The following is a 15,236-nucleotide window of genomic DNA, read 5'->3' on the forward strand; positions in this document are numbered from 1 at the left end:
GCTACCCCCTGGCTGGCCTCAAACCTACCAGAACAGCATCAGGATAAAGGCCGCGCTCATACACAACGACGACACCTGGTTCATGCGCATGGTGTGGTCAAAATCAGCGGCGGTTTCCTGCTGCCAAACGGCATGAGCCCACCGCCCAAACAGCAGCACGACGGGGCCGGTAGCAACCAGAAATATCAGAAGATGCTGCGGCTCGTGGCGGGCGAGGTAGGTGGCAGCTAGCAAGGCTGCACCCCCGGCCAGCGCTACACCAGCAAACACAAACGTGCCCCGAATGCCCAGGCGTAAGCTCAGCGTACGGTCGCCGCGCTGGGCATCTTCCGCGTGCTGATATACCTGGGTAAGCGGGTAAGAGCCGCACAGAAACAACGTGCTAACCAAGGCCAGCAGCAGGTTGTCGGGTGCGGAGAGGGTAGCGAGGCTGGCTCCAACGCCGATTTGCGTCATCAGGAACGTATAAGCCCCCTGGAATACCACCACTACTGCGGTGCTCACCAGCGGATACTTTTTCAGCCGAATTCCTTCATAGCTATACGCCTTCGAAACCAGCAAGTAAACGGCCACCAACCCCGCAAACAGCGGGCTCAGCAGCAGGGCTCCTAGCACGGCCAGCACATCGAAAAGCCAGACGAGGTGCAGCAACTCGCGCGAGACTTTGGGTGGGCGTCGCAATCCGCCGATGCTGCCTTCGTCGCGGTCGTAGTAGCTGTTGTAGCCATTGGAGGCCGGATATGCCAGCAGGTGCAGCACCACAAATACACCCGCCGCCCGAATGGGGCTAAAGGGCTGCCGCAGGGCGCTTAACCCAAACCAGAAAACCGGCATCAGATACACCGAAAAAGGAATGCGCAGTAAGGGCAGCGCGCGGCGGTAGGCAGCAAAAGACATAGAAAGGAGCGGCAGCTTCGGCAGAGGCAGGCGCCACGCGGCCCTAAGCCGCCGGCGAGGTGTGCAAGCTACAGCTTAGCCAGTAGTTTTGGCGGGTATGCCTATCAGGTAGGTTACCTTGGGTCCCCACCAGTGGCGCACTACCCCTGCCTGCCACACAAAGCTACCGGTTGGGTCGGCACGTTGGGCTAGGGCAAGCAACTGCTCGGGCGGGTACATGCGCAAGATGGAAACGCACCCGTCCCAGATAGTGAATAAGGGAATCAGTGGGACCAGATAGGTGAAAAAGAGCCGGCTAAGCCGGAAAGGCCGGATAAAGGGGGTGATGAGCAGCTGCGCGATGGGCAGTACGGTGCAGGCCAGCAGAATTTCGCCCCAATGTTTGCCTGCGCCCTCAAATACGCCAATGCCGGCCCGCTGCCGTACCGCATCGGCCAGAATAGCTTCTGCAGCGGGCGGCGAGAAATGGTGAAACGCCGAGAAAATAGTGCGAAACCCAGTGAGAGAAGGTGCTACGGCGGTGGCATCAACGGCACTCCGCTCAAACGAAAGGCCCGGAGTGTGCTCTTGCAACTGCTGCCAAGCGGCCGGTTGGGGGTACAAATCCGTGAGTGTCACGCGGGCCTCCGGAAGGCCAGTGGTCTGCAGCCGGCGCAAGACGCCAGCCGTGCCGCCCCCGGCCCCGGCCCCTAATTCCAGCATGTGAGTTTGGTTGGTACTGCGTAGCGCCTGCTGAAGCAGAGGTACAATGGGCTGGTAGGTACCCAAAGTGGAAATCATAAAGCGCAGATAATCCATCATGCCGGCCCGGATAACCGCCGGAAACCAAGACAAATCTTCAAACTCAAATAACTGGAGACGCAGCTTCATGGCCGTAAGCTACGCGAAAGGGCTTGTTTTGGCTGAACGAAGGAAAGCAGGCACTTGTAGCGCACAGTTATATGATGCCACGGTGTGGGGGCTGCAAACGAAAAACCGTCATGTGGAGGCGGAGCATCTCACGTGCTGAGCTTGTAAAAGTAAGCCAACGACTTCAGCGAGATGCTTCAGCTTTGTACGACAGCTGGATTTGACAGCAGGAAGTTTTGCTGGCCTGCGCTACTAGGTACCTGAGCAAAGCAAAGTGGTTTTCAGCAAGGCTTTACCTAGGATAGTCGAGACAAGCAGGATCAGGCTATTGGTGCTTACCAGTATGCACGGTTTACTAGGTAGGTACGCTACTTAAACCCCCTTGCCTATCAGCTTCGCAAAGAAGTCAGAAGAAATTACCAAGTTCAAGCTAGGAAATAGCTCAATTCTTTTCTTGCTTTGCAATACAAAGTGCTTTTCAATTATGACGCAGCCCGCTACCGATCCACTTGCTCAGCTTACCGAGATTCGCGCCATTATGGAGCGGTCGTCCCGTTTCATCTCGCTTAGTGGCCTCTCGGGCGTAGGAGCAGGGGTAGTAGCGCTGGTAGGGGCAGGGGTGGGCCATTGGTATCTGGAGCAGCGCTACCCTACGGCGGGCTACCTACAGCTGCTGCATAGCACTCCCGAAGAGCGGCAGCAGATACTGCCGGCGTTGCTGGTGCTGACACTGGGCATGATTGGGGCTGCCTTGGCCGTGGCTATCTTCTTCACTGTGCGCCGCGCCCGCCGGGCTGGCCAGCCGGTATGGAGCGCCCTGGGCCGCCGCTTGGCCATCAGCCTCCTGATTCCGCTGGTGGCTGGAGGCTTATTTTGCGTGGCGCTGTTTCAGCAGGGTGCTGTGGGGCTGGTTGTGCCGGGCTTGCTCTTATTTTATGGGCTAGCCCTGCTCAACGCTAGTAAGTACACCTTCGATGAAATTCGGTGGCTAGGCCTGACTGAAATTGCCCTGGGTTTGCTGGCTGTGTTGCTCCCTGGCTTTGGGTTGGCGTTCTTTGCGCTCGGTTTCGGGCTAGGGCATATTGGGTATGGCCTGCTCATGTACAGCCGCTACGAGCGCACCTAACGTCTCAACCTGGCAGCTGGCTCCACTGGGGCGCTGCTGAATTTCGTTGCTTTTCCTGCTTCTGTGAAACACGTCATCCATACACTTAACAAGGCTTTCGACAACCGAGTGCGGCTGGGTGTCATGGCAGTGCTGATGGCCAATGAAATGGTCAGCTTTAACGAGCTGAAAGAAGCGCTGGACCTCACCGATGGCAACCTGGCCAGCCACGTGGCGGCTCTGGAAAAAGCGGGTTACGTGCTGGTAAGCAAGCAGTTTGTGGGCAAGAAGCCAAACACCACGTATGCTGCCTCCAAAGAAGGAAAATCGGCTTTTCAAGACCATCTGACGGCTTTAGAAAAGCTGCTGCGCGGTAACGGCTAAATTTTTTTGCGCATCAACTTTGAAATACAAAGTACTTTAATAATTTAGATTATGGCCTCCTTTCAAACCGTCGTGCCAGCTGCTTTAGCCGCACCTTCCCAGCCTCCGCTGCGTGCTGTACCGCTTTCTGCGCTGCAAAAGCTCCTGATTCCGTTGGGCGCCATTGCTTTTGATGTGCTGTTCTGGAACCAGGAGGTTGGACTAAATCTGGCCTTGTACACCTTGCTGGTGGTAGGGGCCCATCTGGTGCGGTTGCCCCGGCACGCGGCGGTGTGGCGCTCCGGTTACTTTCGTTTCCTGCTGTTTGGCGTGCTGCTGAGTGCAGGCGGCGTGGTAGTACTAGGCTCGGGCGTGGCCAAACTGGCGTGCGTAGTCTCACTGGTACTGGTGCTGGGGTTTCTTAATCAACCGCACTTGCAGCAGCTAGCCTTTGCCTTCCTGACGGCCCTAGGCAGCGCTATGCGGGTATGGCCCAGGCTGTTGCCCTACCTGCGGCTCCCACGAGGCGAGAGTGGCGGCTGGAGTCATGTTCGTTTCTATGGGCGGCTGTTGCTGCTGCCGCTGGTTATTCTGGTGGTATTTCACTGCTTGTTTACGGCTGCCAACCCACGTTATGCGGCGCTGGCTGCAGCGGTACTCGCTAGGGTAGGAGAGTGGCTGTCCTTGCTGTTGCCCTCCATATCGGTGCTGCACGTGCTCTTCTTTCTGCTGGGGTTGCTGCTCACGGCGGGAGCAGTGGTAGTGGTTCCCTTTCACTTCTTCCTCGATCAGGAGTCGCGCCTAGGTGAATTTGTACGGCGCCAGCGCGACCGGGTGGCCTCCTTTGGGGTACGGAACCCCAGCTTCCAAACGAAGGAGTTTCGCACGCTTGATCTGCGGAAAGAATACCTCGTGGCAGTAGCCGTGTTTGGCCTGATAAATACCTTACTGGCAATCGTGAATGTGATTGATATCAACTGGATCTGGTTTGACTTTACCCCAGCTCCCGGCTTCGATCTGACCCAGTTTGTGCACGAGGGTACGTACGTTCTGATTCTGAGCATTCTGGTAGCCATGGGCATTGTGCTGTGGTTTTTCCGCCGGAACCTCAACTTCTATGGCCCAGGCTTAGACTGGCTGCGCTGGGGCGCCACGGTGTGGGTGGTGCAAAATGCCGTGCTGGTAGTATCGGTGGCGCTGCGCAATTACTACTACATCGTAAACACGGGGCTGGCCTATAAGCGCATTGGTGTGTATGGGTTTTTGTTGCTCACGCTGTTTGGCCTGGGCACTGTGCTGCTGAAAATATGGCAGCGCCGCTCCACTTTTTCCTTGGTGCGCTTAAATAGCCTGGCCGCCTATGCCTTGCTGCTAGGATTGGCCCTCGGCAACTGGGAAATCTGGATAGTGCGCTACAACCTGAGTCCGCGCTTTCAGCATATTGATTTGGGCTTTTTGCTGGAAATGCCCGCGCGGGTACTGCCTGAGCTGGCCGCTCGCCAAAGCATATTGGGAGGTATGGATAATATCACCATCAGTTCGCCCGGTAGCTATACCACTACCAAGGCCGCAGCCAACGAAGCGCAAGCGGCCATTCAGGCGCGCGTGGCGGCCTGGAAGCGTACCTACCCGCGTTACCACAGCTGGCAAAGCTGGACCTATGCCGAGTCAGAAGCCTATGCGCAGCTGACGGCTCGCTAGTACTAGGCCTGCCCGCAAGGCAAACCGCTTCCATATTTCCATTACACTTTCCATTAAGCTTATCTCAACATGACCATGTCTCAATTGGGCCTGACACTGGGCGGTCTGCTAGTCTGCGCGCTGTGCCTGGCTGCTCTGGCCGTGCTCCTGACTTGGCGCGAACGTGCCCCCTCTACCCCCGAGCGGTGGCGCCGCCTGGTAGCCGTAGTGCTACCTGGCTCAGCCCTGCTGCTGGGCCTGCTGCTCTGGACGCTGCTGCACGTAATGCTGCTGTGGGCGCCCACTACCGCCTCGCCCATTGCCATCCGCTAAGCCTGCGGCTTTGGTAGTCCATCGGGTGAGAGCCGCAAGGCGCACGTTTTTACTAGCCCATACCGTAGCCTAAACCCCTCATGAACGCACCTCCTTCTTCTTCACCTCCACGCCCCTCACTGGGTACGCAACTTGTACAGTTTGTAGTATACACGCTGCCGGCGGTGGCGCCGATTGGGTTGTGGTGGACCGGAGGGCTAGTAATTTTTAGTGTGCTGAACCTAGGGCTGGCGCAGGAAATCTGGCCGAACACCCCGCAGGCTAAGCCGGTACTTATAGCCCTGTTGCTGGGGAGCCTGCTCATCGCTCCGTGGCTGCTGGTTACTACCACCCGACGACTGACCAACCTCCTGGACAGCGGGTGGTGCTGGGGCTTCTGGAAGCTGGTAACCATCGGCTGCTACCTGGCCATCGGACTAGAGTTATTCGCAGCCTGCTTGGTACTCGCTTTCATCTTGCCAGACCTGCTTTTTTAAACCAGTAAGCGGCGCGCCCGGGCCGGTTTGGCCTCTGTGCAGGCCTAGTGCATTGAGGTGCGCAGCCACTAACAGACATACGGAGAAGTCTTTTCATCTGTGGGCCGGCCCGAACTGGTATATTTGCGCCTCCGTTGCTGGCTCGTCCGGTGTCGTTTGCTTCACTGCGCTCTGCATGTCTGCTCCTAAGTCGTCGAATACAACTCTTCCGTCTGCCCCGCCCCGCCGATGGCCTAACATTCTCTCGCGCACGCTATGGGGGATTTTTGTTATCGGGGCCGGTACCTTTCTGCTCTATCCTATTTTGGTGAGCATGAACTTTATGTTCTTGTTCGGGAAGTCGCCGAGCCTAGAGGAGCTGGAAAACCCGCGGGTAGAGCAGCCCTCAGAGGTATACACTGCCGATGGCGTACAGATTGGCCGCTACTTCCGCGAAAACCGCTCGCCGGTGCCGCTCAGCAGCATGTCGCCGTGGCTGATAAAGGCCCTGATTGCCACCGAAGACGTGCGATTTCAGGAGCATTCCGGTATTGACCCCAAGGCCATTGCCCGGGCCGTGATGGGCGTTGCCAGCGGCGGCAATGGCGGTGGGGGCTCTACCATCACGCAGCAGCTCGCTAAAAACCTGTATAAAACCCGGCGCAAGGAAAATACCGGGTTGCTCGGCCACATCCCTTTAGTAGGCACCATCATCAGCAAAACCAAGGAGTGGCTGACGGCCGTGGAGCTGGAGCGCCGCTACACCAAAGACGAGATTCTGGCCCTGTATTTCAATACCGTGGAGTATGGTTCGCAGGCCTACGGCATTAAGGTAGCCGCCAAAACCTTTTATAGCACTTCCCCCGATAGCCTCACCATTGAGCAGGCCGCTACCCTGGTCGGGATGCTCAACAACCCTACCGCCTACAATCCCAAATTCCACCCGGTAGCTTCGCAGCGCCGCCGCGACCTGGTGCTTACCCGTATGGGCCAGGCCGGCGTGCTTACGCCAGCACAGGTGCAAGAGCAGCAGGCCCAGCCCATTGTGCTGCAATACCAGGTTGAAAAGCACGTCGATGGCCCGGAAACCTACTTCCGGGGCGCCGTGAGCCAGTTCGTGAATGAGTGGTGCAAAAAGAACGGCTACGACATGTACCGCGACGGCCTGCGCATCTACACCACCATCGACTCACGCATGCAAGGCTACGCCGAGGAAGCAGTGCATAGTAAGATGAAGACGCTGCAGCGCTCCTTCGATAATTTCTGGCGCAACCGGGATTCAAACCCGTGGGTGGATGAAGATGGCAAGGAGATTCCCAACTTCATCGAAAACCAGATGAAGCGCACGGAGCAGTACAAGGAGCTGGCGGCCCGCTACAAAGGTCGTCCCGATCTGCTGGACTCTGCCCTGCACCGCAAGCGCCCCATGAAGGTGTTTACCTGGAAAGGCGACGGTGACACCACGCTGGTAATGTCGCCGCTCGACTCGCTGGCCTACTACAAGCATTTTCTGCGGGCCGGTATGATGACGATGGACCCCTTCACGGGCCAGATTAAGGCGTGGGTTGGGGGCCTTGACTATCGTTTCTTCCAGTACGACCATGTGCGCCAGGGCCGGCGCCAGGCGGGCTCTACCTTCAAGCCCTTCGTGTACCTCACGGCCCTCGACAACGGCTACTCGCCCTGCGACCGGATCAGAGACCAGCGCGTGACCATTAACTACGTGGAAAACGGGCAACCCATGGAGTGGAAGCCCGACAACGTAACGCGCGAATACACCGGCAACAACATGACGCTGCGCCACGCCATGGCGCGCTCCGTAAACTCCGTTACGGCGCAGCTCACCGAGAAAGTGGGTTGGGATAATGTGGCCAAGTACGCCAATAAAGTAGGCATCCGAAGCAAGTTGCTGCCGGTGCCCAGCATCGGACTAGGCTCGGGCGGTGACGTAAGCGTGTACGAAATGGTAAACGCCTACAGCACCTTCGTGAACCAGGGCTTCCGGTCGGAGCCTATGCTAGTGACGCGCATCGAAGACCAGAACGGCAACGTAATCGTGCAGTTTGATCCGCAGCAGAAGCGCGTGATTCCGGCCGAAACGGCCTGGCTTATGACCTACATGCTGCGTGGCGGTATGGAAGAGCCCGGCGGAACGTCGCAGGCACTCTGGGACTATGAACTCTGGAAGAAAAACAACCAGATTGGCGGCAAAACCGGCACCACCAGCAACTACTCCGATGGCTGGTACATGGGCATCACGAAGGACCTAGTAACCGGTGTGTGGGTTGGCGGCGAAGACCGGAGCATCCACTTTCTGAACTCGCAGCAGGGCGAAGGCGGCCGAACGGCGCTGCCCATCTTCGGTAGTTACATGGAGAAGCTCTACAAAGACCCCGAGCTGGACATCCGGATGGGTCCGTTCCCGCAGCCTACCGTTAAAATCAACAAGAAGTATAACTGCGTGACGGCCGCCGAGCCCCGGCCCCGGCGCGAAGCGGAAACCGTGGACACTATTGTGGTCGACAACCTGCTGGAAAACCTGAATAACGGGACCTTGGAAATACCCGATAGCTTAAAGCTATAGCCGTTACTAGGCCTAGAAAACGAGGAAAGCCCCTCGGTACAACGCACGTTTAGTGGTTTGTGCCGAGGGGCTTTCCTCGTTTTCTAGGCCTAGTAAAAATCAGTCGTCGCCGTAAAACGATACCAGGGCTTCCCGCAGCTTCGGATATTCAAACGAAAAGCCTTGGTGTAGCACTTTCTCCGCGCTTACGCGCTGGCTGGCCAGTACAATTTCGCTCATTTCGCCCATCATCAGCTTCAACCCGAACTCCGGTACTTTGGGCAGTACCAGCGGCCGGTGCAGCACATCTGCGAGCGTTTCAGTGAAAACCTGGTTGGTAACCGGATTAGGCGCAACGGCATTGTAGGTGCCCTGCCATTGGGGCTCCTCCATGGCCTGAATAAACAGGCGGCATAAGTCGTCGAGGTGAATCCAGGACATGTACTGCTTGCCAGAGCCTAGCGGCGCCCCGGCCATCATCTTCACGGTGCGGGCCAGCGGAACCAATGCGCCGCCTTCCGGGCTCAGCACAATGCCAATGCGGAAAATAGCCGTCCGGATACCATCCTCGGCCACATTGTGCGCGGCGGCTTCCCACTGCTGGCACACCTGCGCCAGAAAATCGTCGGTGGCCGGAAGAGTTTCTTCGTTTACTACCTCGTTGTCCCGGTCGCCGTAAATGCCAATAGCTGAGGCAGAAATAAAGGCCTGTACGTGGTGGTTTTTCTTGGCCAGCTCGCGGGCCATCAACTGGGTTCCGGCCAAACGGCTCGACAGGATTTCGCGCTTGCGCTCCTGCGTCCATTTGCCATCCGAAACGCTGCTGCCCGCCAGGTTAATGATGTAGTCGGCGTACGTAACAGCGGCCTCATCAATGGTGCCAGCCAGCGGATTCCAGCGGAAGCCCCTGTAACGGCTGGCTCCCGGAGTGCGGCTAAGCAGCGCCACTTCGTAGCCGGCATCAATAAGCATCTCGGCCAGGCGAGTGCCAATCATGCCCGTACCTCCGGTAATCAGAACTTTGCGAGACATGTAGTGCTAAGCCGTTAGCAGATGCCGTAAGGGCATGTGCAGTAAATAGGTGGGTTGGAACTGATACGCAAGCTAGTGGCGCGGCGCCAACTTGCAAGCCGAAAGTTATTTTCCGATAAGCCGCAGAAACTCCTGCCGCAACGCATCGTCGCGTCCGAAAGCGCCACCATACTCAGCAGTTAGCGTGCTACTGTTAGTATCGTTTACCCCGCGGCTCATCACGCACAGGTGATCAGCCTCAATAAGAACTGCTACATCGTTGGTGCGCAGGGTAGTTTTTAGCTCTTCTGCAATCTGGCGGGTGAGGCGCTCCTGCACCTGTGGGCGGCGGGCAAAGTACTGCACTACCCGGTTCAGCTTGCTCAACCCTACTACGTGCTCGCCGGGCAGGTACGCCACATGCGCCTTCCCAATAATGGGCACAAAGTGGTGCTCACAGCAAGAAAATAGGGTGATGTCGCGCTCTACCAGCATATTCTGGTACTGGTAGCGGTTCTCAAACAGCTTTACATCGGGCCGGTGCTTGGGGTCGAGGCCCTTAAACCACTCCTGCACGTACATTTTGGCTACTCGCTTGGGAGTGCCGCTCAGGCTGTCATCCGTCAGGTCGAGGCCCAGCACTTCCATGATGCCACGGAAATGTTCGGAGATGGCCGCAATTTTCTCGTCATCACTGAGCAGAAAAGCATCGGAGCGAAGCGGGGTGCGCAGGTCGGCGGGCAACTGAGTATCAAGGGCCGACCGGTCGGGGGTGCTATCCGCAGCAGTAGCGGCAGGCACGGAATTATCCATGGTATTCTACAAAATTGCGTTCAGTCTCATAGAGCGTAACCGCAAGGGCTAGGCGCTCCTCAACATGAGGACGTAGTCGGTTCCAAATCACCACGGCAATATTTTCGGCAGTGGGGTTCAGATGCCGAAATTCTTCGGTGTCTAAATTCAGATTCCGGTGGTCAAAGGTATCCAGAATCTCGCGTTTGATGAGGTCACTCAACCGCTTCATGTCATAGACGTATCCCGTGGCCGGATCAATGGCCCCAGTCAACCGAACAATGAGTTCGTAGTTATGTCCATGATAATGAGGGTTGTTGCACTTGCCAAACGTGGCTTGGTTCTGCTCATCGTCCCAAGCTGGGTTGTGTAAACGATGGGCGGCGTTGAAGTGCTCTTTACGGCAGACGGTAATTTGCATAGTCGGGATTGAACCGGGTAGAGTTGCTTTTGTTTACGGCTGAGCTACGGAAAATGAGCAGGTTATGGCCTAAAATCCGGTTTATACATCTTTGTATAGGTATATAAGTATGGTACCTAAACTATTCTGAATATTAATTTTTTAACAAAAGCCAATATTCTTAAAAAAAAACAATCGGAGGCTCGGAAAGATGCGGGGAGTCTGGTTAAATTTGGTCAGTCGGACATAGGAGCGCCGCACACCATACTTGCAAATCATTTCTTTTCAACCCATTTCATTCTCTTATGAAACGAGGCTTACTCTTCTCTATGCTGCTGATGTTGGCAACGACGGTGACTAGCATTGCGCAAAAGTCGCCCGTTGACGAAACGGAAATGGCCGTCAAAGGCATTCCGCGCAAAGGTCAGCGTGTATCCGTGCAGCTTGACAGCAAGCGCGTAGAAGATTCCTGGAAAAAGCAGCTGGACGAGCAGTTCGGCAGCAAAGTAAAGGCCGATAAAGGCGTTTACACCATGGATGGCGTAGTTATCGAATCCATTTCGAAAACTCCCGTACGTGTAATCAGCAAAGTGGATGCCGTTCCGACTGGTACCACCATCTGGTGGTCAATTGACTTGGGTAATGCATACCTAGGCAAAGATGCTACTCCCGTGCAGTGGAAGTCGGCAGAAGGCTACCTGAAGGACTTTGCCCGCAAGCTCTACCGTGAGGACTTGGCTGTGCAGGTTGCTGAAGCTGAGAAAGCCCTGGTGTCGTCGCAGAACAACCACATGGCCGTTATCACCAAAGCCGATGCCATCAAGAAGGACATCGACAAGAACAAGCAGCGCAAAATTGAAATCCAGCAGCAGCTGGCTCAGAACGCCGCTGAACTGCAGCAGTACAACAACCAGGTTGACCTGAACCTGAAAGAGCAGGAAGCTGCCCGCGCCGACATTGTGAACATGCGTGTTGCGCTGGAAGCAGTGAAGGAGCGCATGAACAAGATTGAGTAGTCGGCCTCTGCGCTAGCACTACAAGTAAAAACCCCGCTGATTCGTCAGCGGGGTTTTTTTGTGTCCTGCAAAAGCTACTCGCATGGGGAGCGCCTGCTTATTTCATGTGTTTACGGATGTACTGTTCGGCCACCTTCTCATCTTTCCATCCTACAATGCGGGTTTCATTGGGGCGGATGCGGTGCCGAAACCATAAGCTTAAGCCAGCCCGAACGGCCGGGTAGCGTTGGGTAAGGGTGGCCCAGTCGGTGGCATCAGGCAGAATGCGCTGGGCGGGGCGGGCCGGAACGGCTACTACCACTTGCTGCAGGGTTCCGCTAATGTCAAGCAACAATAAGCTAATAGGAACTACCTCCTGTACGGTACCAGCCGGTTGGGTTTCGGAAAGCACCAGAGCCGGCAGTGGCCCGCCACCGGCAGTAGTGCCGGCAGCGGGTGCTTGCGTACCCGGAATAAAGCCCAAATTGCCCGGTGCTGGCAGAAACTCCACCAACTGGTTAGCACCAGCTTCCTGAAGAGGCTGAAATTGCTTGTTTTCCGGGGCGTAGCGCTGCTCTACGTTGGTGCCGGCAGGCATTTCCACCACCACCTGCAAAAGCTTGTGCTCCGCCGAAAAAGTAGGCAAATCGGCATAATCAGTTTGGCAGGCGGTTAGTCCGCTTACCAAGCCTAGTAACAGAAGAGGCACTACACGCATACAATGCTTCCGATAGGGTTATTGGGCGAGCTGCTCGTTCAGAATCCGGAACGGGTTCAGCTGCTCTAGGTGAAGCACAAACCTGATTCGGTCAGTGAAATCCTTGCGGCTGCTGGGCAAACCGTTGGCGTATTGCGAGCCTGCTATTGGCAAGTACAACCGGAACACTTTTTTGATGGGCACTACTAGGCCGGCATCGTAATAAAGCCGCTGACTGCCCCGTTCTGCTGATACCGTCTGAAACTCTTTGGTGGCTCCTAGGTCAGCAAATACCGCCAACGACGTAACGGGCAGGTCAGCCTCTAGCCCCAGCGTACTGAGCCAGGAGTTGCTAGTTGCGGGCAAGAAGGCTTTAAAAGCGCCGTCGCGGTCGTCCGTCTGATGACGCTGCGCGGTGTATACATCAGAAATTTGCTGCCGGTCGAGGAAAGCAGTTTGCCGGCGGTAGTCGGGGCTGCCACTCAGGCCCATGACAAATGGGTTGGCTGAAGTAGATTTCAGGAAGCGTCCGCCAAACAAGCGGGCCCGTACCTGCTTTTTAGCGTTGTAGTAGCGGCTATAGGTGGCAGTAGCACGCAGCAGCGCGGCCTCCTGTGTGCTAAGCTCAAGCGAGGTGTTAGGCGTCAGGTAATTCAGCTCAACATGAGCCGACCAACTCTGGAGAGCGTTTTTGTGCTGTACTAGGTACTCCAGCGTCTGGAAGCTGCTGGTAGTGCCTTCATCTTGGTCGCGTACGGTGGTGTTGGCAAAACGCACTAGGTGCTGCGGACCCGCAAAGGCCGAGTGGGGGAGAAGCAGCGTGATGCTGGGCTCTATTTTGCGGTAGCGCTCAAAACGCTGGATCTGCACGCTGGTTAGCAGTTGCCTCGATACAGTGCGGGGCAGTACGTTCAGGCTCAGGGCGCCAATACCGTTCAACTCATTGCGGTTGAAGCTGTACATAGGCATGGCCAGGAAGTTCAGCCGTTTCGGGGCCAGCGCATTGTTATAAAAAGCGGCTCCCAGCATAAACTTATCGGAGGTATTGGCGCCTGCCACAGGTATCCAATTGAGTGTGCTCCGGTCCCAGCGCTCTATGCCAGCCAACGGTTTGATCTGAAGCGGCTCCCAGGAGCGGAACGAGCCGTTAAGCTTCAGGCGGTCGTCGCGGCGGTTGAGCTGGGGCGTAAGATAGCCGGGGTCGACTACCACGGCGGCTACGTTTTCGCTATTGAAGTTGAGCTGGGTTTCATCTTTGCGGTCATCATCGGTGCCACCGAAAGCGGGCGTCCATTTGGTCTCCAGTACCTTGCCTTGCGCATCGAGGGTAGCAACGGGTACAGCAAATGGGGCCGGTGAGTCATTGCGCACGAGCACCTTTACTGTCTTATCCGCCACCAGAATGTCGGATACGGAGGCTTCATACCGGTTTTCGGTTGTGAGCATGTCGCGGAAAAACCACGCCAGCTTTTGGCCACTCACTTCCTCAAACACAGCCTGCATATCCTCGGGGTAGGGGTGCCGGAACTGCCACCGCTGATAATACGCCTGCATAGCGGCATCAAACTTTTCTTGACCTAGGAAACCCGCCAGATACTTAAGCAGGGAAGACGTTTTGCCATACACGATGAACCCATAGTTCAGCCGGCCAAATTCCGCCGAAGTAGGTCCACTGACGGGTTGGTCGAGGCCCCGGGAAGCCGCAAGCTGGTACGGAATCTGGTTTAGTGCCGCTGCTGGCAACCCATCCCATCCCATTTTAACCGCCAGTTCGGGACGCTTAGCGAAGAAATCAAGCTGACTGGCCGTGCTATTACTCAACTCGGCTACCCGTTGCTCCACGTAGGAGTTCACGCCTTCATCCAGCCACGGAAAATCCCGCTCATTTGAGCCCAGGATGCCATAAAACCAGTTGTGGCCCACCTCATGTACAATGGCGCTGGGCTGGGTCACTGTCACCATGGGGTATTCCATGCCAGAGCCGGCACTCAGGGCTCCGTCTACGGCCGTGGCTGATGCATACGGATATTCGCCTACCCACTGCGAGTAATAGGTAAGGGCGTCGTTCACGTCCTGCAAGCCTTTGATCCACTTTTGGGCTTCTTTGTTGGTGAACAGTACCCAGGAGGTTACTTGTTTCCCGGAGGGTAGTGTCACGCCGCTTTTCAGCACATTGAAGCGCTTATCGGCGAACCAAGCAAAGTCATGCACGCGGTCCTGCACGTAGCGCAGCGTTTTGGTTGTGGGCGCCGAGGCTGGAAAGTCCAGGCTTTCGCCAAAGTCTTTCTGGGTTTTCTTCTGAGCCGTGGCGGCGGCTAAGGTATCGAGGCGCTGCTGTTCCTCGGGGTTCTGGAGTACGCCGGTAGCGCCTACCACGTAATTTGCCGGCAGCGTAATGCGCACATCAAAGGAGCCAAATTCCGAATAGAATTCGCCTTGGTCGAGGTAAGGCATTTGGTGCCAGCCTTTCTTATCGTATACCGCCGGCTTTGGGTACCACTGCGTAATCTGGTAGGCCTGGCCTACGTGCCCGAAGCGGGAAAAGGAGTCCGGAATTTTCACCCGGAACGGCGTGGTAATAGTGATGCTGTCGCCGGGAGCCAAAGGTTTCGGTAGCACCAGCTTGGCCATGTCTGGGTTGCTAGGGTCGTATTGAAGCTGAGCCGGCTGGCCGTTTACCTGAAAATCAAGCCCATCAATGAAGCCGCGCTGCTCGGGTTTGGCAAACTGAAACTTGCGGCTGCCGTTGCGAAGCTGCTGCCGGGCAAAAGCCGTGGTGTTGTCGCGGTAGGCATTGGGCCACAGATGAAACCAGATATAAGGCAGCTTTGCCGCGGAGTTGTTGGTATAGGTTATTTGCTCGCGCCCGGTTAAAATATGCTTGCTGTCGTCCAGCGTAACGTCAATAGAGTAGTTAACCTGCTGCTGCCAGGCGGCTTTGCTGGCTTGGGCAATGCTTACATAAGGCAATACGGCTAGGCTTATAAGGCTTAGAATTTTCTTCATACTAAATTGAAAGAAGCGAATGAGGGAACGGATAAGCGAAAGTACTTCTTCGGTTGGGAAGATGCGCCACAACCTTTACCGCAGCCCCGC

General features: G+C 56.2%; 14 protein-coding genes. 7 read left to right on the plus strand and 7 right to left on the minus strand.

From position 1 onward, the window contains the following. Nucleotides 1–24: 24 nt before the first annotated feature. Together ACYVHC_RS12455 and ACYVHC_RS12460 are read right to left on the minus strand one after the other, a co-directional pair. Nucleotides 25–897 (minus strand): UbiA family prenyltransferase, encoded by an 873-nt coding sequence (locus ACYVHC_RS12455; protein WP_460614037.1) that lies wholly within the window; start codon nt 895–897, stop codon nt 25–27. Between the two features lie 75 nt (nt 898–972). After that, nucleotides 973–1,767 carry a class I SAM-dependent methyltransferase gene (locus ACYVHC_RS12460; RefSeq protein WP_460614038.1) on the minus strand — a complete coding sequence of 265 codons (795 nt, stop codon included), beginning with the start codon at nt 1,765–1,767 and terminating at the stop codon, nt 973–975. A 463-nt stretch (nt 1,768–2,230) separates the two neighbouring features. On the opposite strand from ACYVHC_RS12460, the gene ACYVHC_RS12465 reads away from it, so the two are divergent. From ACYVHC_RS12465 to ACYVHC_RS12490, 6 genes are all read left to right on the plus strand, one after another. Beyond that, a complete protein-coding gene (locus tag ACYVHC_RS12465) occupies nt 2,231–2,872 on the plus strand; it encodes a hypothetical protein (RefSeq protein ID WP_460614039.1) in 642 nt (213 codons plus the stop codon). Nucleotides 2,873–2,935: 63 nt separating this feature from the next. Continuing rightward, complete coding sequence (locus ACYVHC_RS12470) at nt 2,936–3,235, plus strand: winged helix-turn-helix domain-containing protein (RefSeq protein ID WP_460614040.1); 300 nt, start codon at nt 2,936–2,938, stop codon at nt 3,233–3,235. A 51-nt stretch (nt 3,236–3,286) separates the two neighbouring features. Then, nucleotides 3,287–4,915: a DUF4153 domain-containing protein gene (locus ACYVHC_RS12475; protein WP_460614041.1), complete on the plus strand. Its 1,629-nt coding sequence runs from the start codon at nt 3,287–3,289 to the stop codon at nt 4,913–4,915. A gap of 69 nt (nt 4,916–4,984) precedes the next feature. Continuing rightward, entirely contained in the window at nt 4,985–5,227 is a 243-nt protein-coding gene (locus ACYVHC_RS12480) for a hypothetical protein (protein WP_460614042.1), read from the plus strand. 80 nt (nt 5,228–5,307) lie between these two features. After that, entirely contained in the window at nt 5,308–5,703 is a 396-nt protein-coding gene (locus ACYVHC_RS12485; RefSeq protein WP_460614043.1) for a hypothetical protein, read from the plus strand. A gap of 175 nt (nt 5,704–5,878) precedes the next feature. Continuing rightward, on the plus strand, nt 5,879–8,266 hold the full coding sequence (locus ACYVHC_RS12490) for a transglycosylase domain-containing protein (protein WP_460614045.1): 2,388 nt from the start codon (nt 5,879–5,881) through the stop codon (nt 8,264–8,266). 99 nt (nt 8,267–8,365) lie between these two features. Here the strand turns inward: ACYVHC_RS12490 and ACYVHC_RS12495 are convergent, their stop codons facing one another. From ACYVHC_RS12495 to ACYVHC_RS12505, 3 genes are all read right to left on the minus strand, one after another. Next, on the minus strand, nt 8,366–9,277 hold the full coding sequence (locus ACYVHC_RS12495; RefSeq protein ID WP_460614046.1) for an epimerase: 912 nt from the start codon (nt 9,275–9,277) through the stop codon (nt 8,366–8,368). 105 nt (nt 9,278–9,382) lie between these two features. Further along, nucleotides 9,383–10,069, minus strand: a complete 687-nt coding sequence (gene folE, locus ACYVHC_RS12500) for a GTP cyclohydrolase I (RefSeq protein WP_460614047.1) — start codon at nt 10,067–10,069, stop codon at nt 9,383–9,385. Further along, nucleotides 10,062–10,469 carry a 6-pyruvoyl trahydropterin synthase family protein gene (locus tag ACYVHC_RS12505; protein ID WP_460614048.1) on the minus strand — a complete coding sequence of 136 codons (408 nt, stop codon included), beginning with the start codon at nt 10,467–10,469 and terminating at the stop codon, nt 10,062–10,064. The genes folE and ACYVHC_RS12505 overlap by 8 nt, the downstream gene beginning before the upstream one ends. A 284-nt stretch (nt 10,470–10,753) precedes the next feature. Here ACYVHC_RS12505 and ACYVHC_RS12510 point away from each other — a divergent pair, with 284 nt between their 5' ends. After that, the gene (locus tag ACYVHC_RS12510; RefSeq protein ID WP_460614049.1) at nt 10,754–11,464 is read left to right on the plus strand and encodes a DNA repair ATPase; all 711 of its coding nucleotides are present in this window, start codon (nt 10,754–10,756) and stop codon (nt 11,462–11,464) included. Nucleotides 11,465–11,561: 97 nt separating this feature from the next. On the opposite strand, the gene ACYVHC_RS12515 is transcribed toward ACYVHC_RS12510, so the two are convergent. After that, entirely contained in the window at nt 11,562–12,161 is a 600-nt protein-coding gene (locus ACYVHC_RS12515) for an inorganic diphosphatase (RefSeq protein WP_460614050.1), read from the minus strand. 18 nt (nt 12,162–12,179) lie between these two features. Then, nucleotides 12,180–15,146, minus strand: coding sequence for a M1 family metallopeptidase (locus ACYVHC_RS12520; RefSeq protein ID WP_460614051.1), 2,967 nt, complete (start codon nt 15,144–15,146; stop codon nt 12,180–12,182). Between the last annotated feature and the right edge of the window lie 90 nt (nt 15,147–15,236).

It is taken from the genome of Hymenobacter seoulensis, assembly GCF_054780535.1.